This window comes from Noviherbaspirillum denitrificans (genome assembly GCF_002211445.1).
In the GTDB taxonomy this organism is placed as follows: Bacteria; Pseudomonadota; Gammaproteobacteria; order Burkholderiales; family Burkholderiaceae_D; genus Noviherbaspirillum; species Noviherbaspirillum denitrificans.
Genome location: NZ_LSTO01000001.1, coordinates 245,445 through 255,046, shown reverse-complemented (window position 1 = coordinate 255,046; position 9,602 = coordinate 245,445). Strand labels below are relative to the sequence as shown.

11 protein-coding genes are annotated in these 9,602 nt (G+C 62.8%); 4 read left to right on the top strand and 7 right to left on the bottom strand.

Annotated elements, in window-relative coordinates; genetic code table 11:
- The 3 genes from AYR66_RS29215 to icmH all read left to right on the top strand — a co-directional run.
- Window positions 1-263: hypothetical protein (locus tag AYR66_RS29215; RefSeq protein ID WP_206047013.1), on the top strand; the 263-nt coding region annotated here is incomplete at its 5' end.
- A gap of 83 nt (window positions 264-346) precedes the next feature.
- Window positions 347-1,690, top strand: a complete 1,344-nt coding sequence (gene tssK, locus AYR66_RS01245) for a type VI secretion system baseplate subunit TssK (protein ID WP_088705995.1) — start codon at window positions 347-349, stop codon at window positions 1,688-1,690.
- A gap of 19 nt (window positions 1,691-1,709) precedes the next feature.
- Window positions 1,710-2,486 carry a type IVB secretion system protein IcmH/DotU gene (icmH, locus tag AYR66_RS01240; protein WP_088705994.1) on the top strand — a complete coding sequence of 259 codons (777 nt, stop codon included), beginning with the start codon at window positions 1,710-1,712 and terminating at the stop codon, window positions 2,484-2,486.
- Window positions 2,487-2,504: 18 nt separating this feature from the next.
- Here icmH and tssA read toward each other — a convergent pair whose 3' ends face one another.
- Genes tssA through tssE form a run of 5 tightly spaced genes read right to left on the bottom strand, consistent with a single transcriptional unit; the run spans window position 2,505 to window position 8,444 of the window.
- Window positions 2,505-3,578: a type VI secretion system protein TssA gene (tssA, locus tag AYR66_RS01235; RefSeq protein ID WP_088705993.1), complete on the bottom strand. Its 1,074-nt coding sequence runs from the start codon at window positions 3,576-3,578 to the stop codon at window positions 2,505-2,507.
- A gap of 30 nt (window positions 3,579-3,608) precedes the next feature.
- Complete coding sequence (locus AYR66_RS01230; protein ID WP_088705992.1) at window positions 3,609-5,099, bottom strand: hypothetical protein; 1,491 nt, start codon at window positions 5,097-5,099, stop codon at window positions 3,609-3,611.
- Between the two features lie 7 nt (window positions 5,100-5,106).
- Window positions 5,107-6,132 (bottom strand): type VI secretion system baseplate subunit TssG, encoded by a 1,026-nt coding sequence (tssG, locus tag AYR66_RS01225; protein ID WP_088709542.1) that lies wholly within the window; start codon window positions 6,130-6,132, stop codon window positions 5,107-5,109.
- Window positions 6,096-7,955, bottom strand: a complete 1,860-nt coding sequence (gene tssF, locus AYR66_RS01220) for a type VI secretion system baseplate subunit TssF (RefSeq protein ID WP_088705991.1) — start codon at window positions 7,953-7,955, stop codon at window positions 6,096-6,098. The genes tssG and tssF overlap by 37 nt, the downstream gene beginning before the upstream one ends.
- On the bottom strand, window positions 7,956-8,444 hold the full coding sequence (gene tssE, locus AYR66_RS01215; RefSeq protein WP_088705990.1) for a type VI secretion system baseplate subunit TssE: 489 nt from the start codon (window positions 8,442-8,444) through the stop codon (window positions 7,956-7,958).
- A gap of 94 nt (window positions 8,445-8,538) precedes the next feature.
- Here tssE and AYR66_RS01210 point away from each other — a divergent pair, with 94 nt between their 5' ends.
- Complete coding sequence (locus AYR66_RS01210) at window positions 8,539-8,805, top strand: PAAR domain-containing protein (protein ID WP_088705989.1); 267 nt, start codon at window positions 8,539-8,541, stop codon at window positions 8,803-8,805.
- A gap of 18 nt (window positions 8,806-8,823) precedes the next feature.
- On the opposite strand, the gene AYR66_RS01205 is transcribed toward AYR66_RS01210, so the two are convergent.
- Window positions 8,824-9,144: an antibiotic biosynthesis monooxygenase gene (locus AYR66_RS01205; protein ID WP_088705988.1), complete on the bottom strand. Its 321-nt coding sequence runs from the start codon at window positions 9,142-9,144 to the stop codon at window positions 8,824-8,826.
- Between the two features lie 17 nt (window positions 9,145-9,161).
- Window positions 9,162-9,578 carry a DUF1810 domain-containing protein gene (locus tag AYR66_RS01200; protein WP_088705987.1) on the bottom strand — a complete coding sequence of 139 codons (417 nt, stop codon included), beginning with the start codon at window positions 9,576-9,578 and terminating at the stop codon, window positions 9,162-9,164.
- Window positions 9,579-9,602 lie beyond the last annotated feature (24 nt).

Below are 9,602 nucleotides of genomic sequence, written 5' to 3'. Positions count from 1 at the left end.
TGCTCGTCGATGCCGAGCAGGTGCGCAGCAAGGGAATCAGCTTCCGTGTCCAGGATTGTTTCCTGTCGCTGGTCGCGCCCAAGGCGAGCGCCATCCCCGGGCAGCCGGTGACACCGCCATTGTCCTGCCCCGGCAATGAAGTCCGCCCTGCATCCGCCACAGCCGTGCAGCGCCCCTCGGCACCCGCACCACAAACAAGACGAAGTGGCGCTCTTGACGCGGCCCGGCAGTCTGCCGAATCCCTCTTGACGAAAAAACCATGACGCATCGCCCGCGCACGAGGCCGGGAAACCGGCGCCGCCATGGCATGCACTCCTGTTCAACCAATCCTCAAACCTGACCATCCATGCGGCGCGTAAATCGAATCCTGTGGGGCGAAGGGATGTTCCTCCGACCGCAGCACTTCCAGCAGCAGGAACTCTTTATTGAACAAAGAATTGCGGATACGCTGCGCGCTGTCCATGCCCACCCATGGGGAATCCGTGCCGCGCTGGTGGACGAGGATGCGCTCGGCTCCGGCCTGCTGCGCGTGGATCGGCTCGATGCTGTCTACCAGGACGGGACACATGTCCGGGCACCGGAATTCCTGCCCTTGCCGCAGGCGCGCAATCTTGCGGACATTCCCCAGCTAGGCACCGAGGCCGTCATCTTCGCCTGCCTGCCCGTTCTGAACCCCTTTGGCGGCAATACTTCGGACGGCGGCATCGAAACGCGCCCTGCGCGCTTTACGAATGCATTGGTCACCGTTCCCGATCTCTTTACCAATGCACTCGAAACCGAAATCACCGCCCTGCATGCCAACGTGCGGATTCTCCTCGAACCCGAGAACAGGGACGGCTACCACTGCATTGCCATCGCGCGTATACGCAAGAGTCCGACGGGCGCATGGACATCGGATCCTTCCTTCATTCCGCCGCTGCTCACGGTGCATGGTTCCCCGGCACTCGGTATCCTGCTCCGGCGCCTGCTCGACATCCTCCTCGTCAAGAGCCAGGCGCTCTCCGCCGCACACCGAGAACGGGTGAAGAGCATTGTCGAATACGGCACCTCGGACATTTCTTCCTTCTGGTTGCTGCATACCGTCAACCGGGCCTTCCCCCTGCTCAGTCACATGGCGCTGGCCGGCGCCCATCCGGAAGCGCTGTACACTGCATTGGCACAGCTTTGCGGTGAACTGATGACTTTTTCATCGACGCTTTCCCTGACGGATATCCCCCCCTATGACCACCTCGAACTGCCTCGTGTCTTCGAAAAGATCGACGCGATGCTGCGGGAACTGCTTGAGACAGTGGTCTCGAATCGCTACGCCGTCATTCCGCTCGTCAATACCAAACCGTCGTTCTTCGTAGGGCGACTGGACAGCGAACGACTGGTCGACAAGGTCGATTTTTACCTGTCCGTTTCGTCCGGACTCCCGGCAGCCCAGTTGCTTGATGTGGTGCCGACCAAGCTGAAGATGGGTTCCCCGGACGACGTGGAAAAGATCCTGAATTCGGCACTGCCCGGCGCACGTCTTGTGCATGCGCTGCAAACACCCGCATCCATGCCGGTGCGCGTCGGCAACCATTACTTTGCTGTCGAGCCCCAGGGGCAGATCTTCGAACGCATGCTCAAGGCGCGCAGCATCTGCATCTACGTGCCGCAGACACTGCTTGAGCTGAAGCTCGAACTCATTGCGGTATTCCGATAACTGCAACCATTCCAGGCCTATGAATTCCATTGCCATCGCTCCATCGACAACCGCATCTCCCGCCGCGCATGCCGGCTTCACGCTCAGCCTGAAAGACCTGCTGGAAGACGGCATCTACCTGTTGTTCCTCCTCCAAAACGGCAATGCGCCGAACTCGGTCAGCGAATTCAACAAGCGCATCGACCAGTTCCTGTCCCAGTTCGAAAAGAATGCACGCAACCTGGGCAAGCCGGCGCAGGCAGTGGCTGACGCGAAGTATGCGATCTGCGCGTTGATGGATGAAATTGTCCTTTCTTCGGATTTCAGCCTGCGAGAAGAATGGGAGCGCGCCCCGCTGCAGCTGCGTATGTTCGGGGAGCACCTGGCGGGTGACCGCTTCTTCGACAAACTTGAAATCCTGCGGTCCGATCCGGCTGCCAATATCGAGGCACTTGAGGTCTTCCACACATGCCTGCTGCTCGGATTCCAGGGCAAATACCTGCTGGAGGGGAAAGAGAAGCTGAATTACCTGATCGGCCGCGTGACGCAGGAAATCACCCAGGTGCGCGGAGGCAAGGCTGAATTCGCACCAAACTGGAAGCTGCCGCAGCGCTTCCAGCAATACGTTCGCCATGAACTGCCGCTGTGGCTGTTCTTTTCGCTGCTGGCGGTCGTCGGTGTGGCTGTCTTCCTGCTGTACTTCACGCTGCTCGGCAATGCAGCGAATGAACTCAGGGACAGGCAGGCACGTCCAGCGCCCGCGGCACCGGTTCAGGCTGCGTCACCGGGTACCGGCAAGATGCCGGTCACCATGTAGCATCGGAGCGGGTTCGGCTCATCCCTCGGGTCGGATATCGAGCAGCTCGCGCAGCTGCGTCAGCGTCGAATCATCCTTGATGACGGCGGCGAGCCAGCGCTCAAGGGGCATTTCTGCCCATTTGGCCGCGCGCTCCGCCAGCAGCGCAACCGGGCTGTGCGGCTCGTTGTGCCTGAAGTAGTGCGACACATGGCGCAAGGCGTTGACCGCGTCGGTGCGCGACTGAATCATCCCGACTGGTACCGCGCCAGGCGCGGCGCCAGCAGGACGTTCGCCGCTACCCGTAGTTTCCGCCACAACCCTCCCCCCGTTTTCAACCGGTACCGCGCCGCCCAGCCGGGCAATGATTCTTGTGACGACTTCGTCGCAATCGGAAACCGCCTGGCGCAACTCTTTAAGCCCTGGCGAATCATTACCGAAACGTGCGTCGACGTGACGCTCGAGCGATGCCAGCCGCGTGGACGCATCCTGTATATGCTCGTGCAGCGTTTTATAGAATGACAGACCGGATTGTGTCGCTGCCTTGTCGAAAGCATCGCCTGTGAGCTTGCCATCCGCCACGGCGGCGTCCCGCGCGGCCGGATCCTTCAGTCCCAGGTTGTCGACGCTGCGCGACTGGTCCCACAATAACCAGGAATAGCTGCCGACGGTCTTTTCCGTCAATGGGATGGCCCTGATTGCCGACGGCAGTTGGCGGTTCAGCCATTCGATCTTGCCGGCGCGTTCGTCCAGGCCATCTTCCAGCAGGTCGGGGTAGAGAAACTCCCAGAAATCGGTGAGCATGATTTCCAGCACCTGGACGCCGAATGCGAGCCCCGCGAAACCGGAGAGGTGGCAGAGTGCCTCGGTGTACCAGCATGCGACCTGCAAGTCCTTGCTCTTGCCCGACAGGAGCGTCTCGCATTCCAGCCGAACCTTCGGCCATTCGGACGACTTGAGCACTGTTTCCCACTCTCCCTGGGAGAGACTTGCATCGTCCTGGCGCCGCGCTTCGCGTATGACGTCGAATTGGGGGGAAAACGTCATGTCTTCGCCGCCGGGGTGGTCGCCGGGAATGGGGGCGACCAGCTGGTTGAACAAGGCCTGGTCCATCGTATGCTCCGTTTCGGGTTGAGTTGCGTGTCAGGTATCGGCCGCCGTCGCAGGCATGACGAATGAGACGGCGACGCCGTTGTCATGCATGAACTCCGAGCACAGGGCAGGAGCAGCGTTTTGCGCCGCGTACACTAGGGCGAATGCGAGCTGCGCCATACCTGCGGCGCGTCCGGCATCGCCGACGCGGGTAACCATATTGAGGACGGCATCCTCATCCACGGGGCTGAGGTCGATATTGAAGTAATACAGCGCGCTGCCCAGGGCGGCGAGGCTCCCTCCCGCCATATCGACACTGCCAGCGTTGTGCACGATGGCACTGCATGTCTCGCCTCGCGACGACATCCGAGCCGCCTCGTCGTCGGGGGCGTCGTTGAAGGCGAACGGTGGGTCAATCAGGCCGGCATCGATCTGCGCTTGTTCGAGAGCATCCTGCACGAGGCGGGTCAGCGCGAGCACGCCGGAGCGGTCAGAAGATTGACGGACCGTTGCACGGTGCACGCGGCCGAGTACAGGCAGGGCAGCAAGCTCTTCGCGCAGTTCGGGCGAAGCATGCGAGAGGATTTCGAGTCCGCCGCCGGCATGGATTCCTCGTTCCCAGTATGGCGTCATGCTGTCGGCTTCATTGGCTTCCGGCGCGGAGGCAACGGCGGCGAGCATGGACGGCAAGGATGCATTGGTCACCAGCAGCGCGACAACGGCTTCACCCGCCTTGCCGGCAAGGCGTTCATGCGCAATGGCGGCGGCGTCAGGTTCGTCGATGAAGCCGTCAGCGGAAGCAATGCGGGCGTGGGGAGAGTCGAAGGCGAGGAGGATTGCCCCGGGCAGTTCAGGAGCGGATTCGAAGAGGGAAAGGATGCGATCAGGAACGCTTTCGCCGGAAGGGAGGAAGAGGATGGGCGCCACCGCCGCAACCCGGCCCATCTCCGGCGCCAGCTCGGCGGCACATGACGCCTGCAGGGCGCGCACGCAGGACAGCACTTCCTCCCCCGGGACATCGGCAGGCGGCACGACGTATACCGGGAACGCGAGGCTTGCGCGGCAGGTGGAATACATCGAGGACAGCGCTTGCCCGAGCGCCGGCGCGAGCCGTTCGATGAGGGACCCTTCCGGCGAGGTCGCCGTTTCGAGTTCGACGGGCCTGATGTCAACATTCGGCAGGCCGGGATCGGGCAAGGGAAGCGGTGCCGCAAGACTGACGCGCGAAAAAACAATCATCCGGCAATCGCAGGCAAAACGCCTGTGCCGAATTTCTTCGTCGTAGGCCTTGCGCCCCGCTTCGTGCGCGGCCGCGCGTTCCGCCTGCGCCTTTTCCTCGCGCGCCTGTGCTTCATCGGCATGCCTACCTTGGATGCGGCGTCGCTGGAATATCCACGCCACGGTAATGCAAGCAGGCGGTATTGCATGGAGCGCGACGAGGGCGACGTCGGGCCATACGGCGAGACGAGGCAGGAGCAGCAGCCACACTGCGGAGATCCACACGGCGGCGGATAGCGCCAGTACGAGCAGGTTCAGAATCATCGCGTCCCTATTCCAATATCGAAAAGCAGGCGTTGTCCAGGTCATTGCTCGGCGCCTCGGCATGCAGCCAGCTGTTGTACCCGAGGCGCAACCCGCCGCCCTCCCCTCCGCCGAGGACAGGTGGCGGAACGCATGACTGTTCGAGGATCAGGGAAACGTCGCAAGCCAGAGTCTGCCCGACGCAAAACTCGACGATCCTGCGCAATGCGAGCGCGCCGGGACGTCCGGGCAGGAAGTCGGCAAAGTGCACACGGTCGAGCGGCCCTATCCTCACACACATCTTGTTTTGCCTGTCCCACATGCGCTCGCCGGCGACGCTCGTTTCGCCCAGCGTGCAATTGCCACCGCCGAGGGACGTTTGCTCGGGACCTGACAACCGGATCCACTGGCCGACAAACTGTTCGATCGACACCGGCACACGGAAATAGGCGCGAAGCACTGCGGCGAGACTGGTCGCGGAAACCGGCTTCTGGGAGAGCAGTCCGGCGAAGTGACTGAGCAGCATGGGCGGAAACGAGGCTTCCGATGCTGGTTCTCCCCGCATCGACTTCAGGCCGGCGCCCACGAGGTCCAGCGTATTGCGCGTGAATCCTTCCCGCTCGCCTGCTTCATAGGGAATATGGAATCGGTACTTGCGCCACGCCTGGTAGAACAGGCTGACCGACCGGTGCGTGAACATGTCGAGGAAAGCGTGTGCAGCGGTGTCGCGGTGGAAGTTGCGGCGTTCTATGAGGGTTTCGGTATAGGCGACGGGCAACGCGGCCGATGGACCTGTCATGCCCATGAAGCCGACGGACAGGTGCGTGGTCGCCGGCCCTTTCGCGTTGTCGCCCGAAACGACTTGTGCGCCGGTGATCTCGCTCGCGGGGAAGGCAAGCGACAGCGGTGATCCGAATCGCAGGCCCTTCGGGACGGTGCGCTCTCCCGCGGCGAGTGTGAGCAACCGGACTGCCTGGAAAAAGCGGAAACGCGGCGCCTCCGTGCCGATCTCGGCACTCAGATCACGAGCGCTTCGCCGGTCCGTGCTGGCCATCGCGCGATCTCCTGTTCTTGCTGCGCGCCGCGCAGGCTGAGGCGGGTAAAACTGTTCGGCCCGCAATAGAGGGCCAGGAAGCGTTCCATGACGCTGCCAAAGAGCACGGCGCCGGCGCCGACGAAGGCTTGCTCGTCGATCGTCAGCGTAACGTCCATGCCACGAACAAAACCGCTGAAGTGCCGGCCGGTTACGCGGGTTACGGCCGGCTGGCTGCGGATGGCGGTGATGCCCTGGATCTGGCGGGATGGGCTCTGCGAGGCCGTATGGTTGTACAGCGCGAGCATTTCCTGCAGCGCCTCCTTGCCCTGCTCGACGATCGACAGGTGGTTGAGCGACAGGTGCGAGACCAGCCGCCACTGCAGGCCGCGCTTTCCGGGCGGCCGCAGTGTCGGAGTCGGCTTGCGCAGCGGGCGGGCCCGCTTGACGACGGACACCTGGGGCAGCGAAAAATCGGTGTGCGCGCCGCTGGCGCTGCCGCCAAAGGGAAGTTGCGCCGGCAGATCGCGATTGCAGCAGGTGAGGTTGATCGAGAGGACCTCCGCATCCGGGCGCTGTGGCGCGAAGTCGAGGTCGACGAAGGCGAGTTCGACGTCGGTTCCCTTGTCGAATTCACGTACCGACGCTTCACGTGTGGCGTACCAGAATGCGCGCTGCTGTTCGTCGCGCGCATGGTGGAGGATGGAGTAAAACGGGGGAATGTCATGGAACGCCGACTGTGTTCCGTTCTTTTCGACGCTGGTGACGGAATCGATAGCGATCACTTCGTAGGCAAGCGGACGGCGGCCGTCGGCCAGCACGGGATAGGTCGCCTGGTGGTGGGTCAGGCGGACAGGCTCGGCGGCGTGCTGGAACAGGTTGATCGCCGGCGTGCAACCCATCCTGAAGTTGTGCGGCGCCAGTGTTTGCGACAGCCGGTTGTGGCGCTCGCTGTCGGGGAAGGAGGACAGCAGGATCTGTACACGCAGCCTGGTTCCCGCATGCTGCACCGCCGGGGCGTCGAGGCCGGCCAGGTCGACGAACAGGAATTTGTCGGGAAACGCAAAGTATTCGGAGAGCAGCCGGAAACCCGCAAAGGTGCGCTCATCCGTGTCGAGCAGGCTTTCCTCAGGCTCAAAGCCGACCGCCGACAGTGCGCCGGCAGGCAGGGTTGTAGTACGGCCGGGGTTGTCGCTGCCGTCGTCCACCCGCACGCGCATGGCGCGCGTGAGCAGCAGCTCATAGAGCACGTGCATCAGCGCCGGTTCGCCGTCGAGGAAGAAGCGCAATCTGTCGAGCTTGAGCTGTGCCAGCGGCAGTGCGCCTTGCGTCTCGAACTCCAGGGTGATCGCGGCGGCCGCATCCGGAGCGATGCGCCGCAGGTAATCGGACGCCGAGGCCATGCGGATCGAGGCAGATGCCAGCGTCAACGGATAGAGGTCGACGTCATAGCAGGTGCGGAACCGGCAAGGCATGCCGCCCACCGGTGGCGAGATTGCCGGGTGGTGGCGCGGCACCGTATAGCGGGTGCCGATCTCGGGCGTGCCTGGATCCACCTCGAATTGCAGGATGGTGCAGGAAGGGAAAGGCCGGGTGTAATGCGGGTACAGGACCTGCATGAACGCTTCTGTGATCTCGGGGAATTCGTCATCGAGCTTGCGGTGGATGCGCGCGGTGAGGAAGGCGAAGGCCTCGATGATGCGCTCCACATGCGGATCCTCGCACTGGTCGCCCTCCAGCAAAAGGCGACGCGCGATCTTGGGATAGCGGCGCGCGAACTCGCCGGACAACTCGCGCAGGTAGCCGAGCTCCCGCTCGTAATAGGGCAGCAGGTCTTCCAGCATTCAGTTGCCCTCCACCTGGTAGGCATTCGAGGAGAGCTGCAGCATCGCGTCGAAGCTGACCGGGGGTTTGTTGGGATGCACTTTCAGCACGGCATCGACGCGGAAGCGGAGCATGCGCTGCATGTTGTCGGGTACGTCCAGCGTGACCCGCACGCGGGACAGGCGCGGCTCGTGGCGCTCGATGGTCAGGCGGATCTTGTCGCGCAGCAGGGCGCGGTCGTCCGGATCGAGCAGGCTCAGGCTGGACAGGTCGATGATGCCGAAATTGATCATCGAATGGCGCGCGTGCGGATAGCGCTCGATGTCCTCATCGGGATCGACGCAGCGCGCATTGAGCAAGGCATCGAGGTCGCACGCGACGGCTTGCTTGAAGCGGCGCAGGTCGAGGCTGCTGGCGCTGCCGTCGTCTGCATCGTCGCGCGGGTTGTCATCCTGCAAGCGGTTCCAGACCGATGAAGTGACGACCGCCTGGCGGTTCGCTGCGCGCATGGATGACCTCCGGGAAATGTTTAAATTCAGACAACATCGCTATAATATCAAATTGACAACTTCTTTTGCGATGTTTCTCATCCCGGAGCGCCCCATGTCCAAGCCCATCATCCGTCTCGGAGACCGCACCAGCCATGGCGGCGTGGTCGTTTCGGCCGCGCCGTCGAGCACGGTGGAAGGCATTCCGCCCGCCCGTGTGGGCGACATGACGACCTGCCCGATCAAGGGACATGGCGCCAACCCGATCGTGTCGGGCGATGCCAGCTGTATCGTGGATGGCAGCCCGGTGGCGCGTCAGGGGGACATGACGGCGTGCGGCGCGACACTGATCGCCAGCCAGGGGGCCAGCAGCGCCGGATGAGGATAGCGGCGGGGGTAGTCAGCGCCGCGGAGGCTGGACGATCGTCTCGTAATGGGCGGAGCGCTCATCGAAGCGCGATAGCACCGCGCGCGCTTTCGGCGGCACCACCGCGACTTCATAGGCCTCGCCGGCGAATGCCTTGACCGACTCGATCGAGTCGAACCACATGATCGTCATGAATTCCACCTCATTGCCAAGTTCGCGCCGGCAGAGCGAGATGCCCTGGTAACCGGCGACGTCGCGCGCCGCGATACCGGGGAAAATCTCCGTGCGCAGGAGCTGCTCGTACACGGGGGCGTTTTCATGGGTGGTCCAGCCGCGCCAGATTCTTGTGATCATGGCTTGTCTCCTGGGGCTCAGAGGCGGGAAAGGGTCAGCGCATCGGGCTGACCGCCGAAATGGAGACGCAGGCATTCATCGAATACCTCGCCCGGCGACGCCTGCGCAAACAGCGTCATGGATGAGCGGAATTTCATGTCGTCCGGATAACCGAAAATCTCTTCCACCGACTTGTCGGTGATGGACGCGACAAGGCGGCTGCATTCGCGCAGCCGCGTGCCGAGAATCGGATGGGCCAGATAGGCTTCGGCTTCATCGAGGGAGGTGATTGCATACTGCTGCGCGGTTGCACTGTGCCCGAGGCCCTGGATCTGCGGAAAGATGAACCACATCCAGTGGCTGCGTTTGCGCCCGGCGCGCAATTCCGCAAGCACCTCGTCGTAGACGGGTTCTTGTGCATCAAGGAAACGTTCGAGGTCGTAGGGATCATCCATGGTTGTCAAATAATACGCTGACTT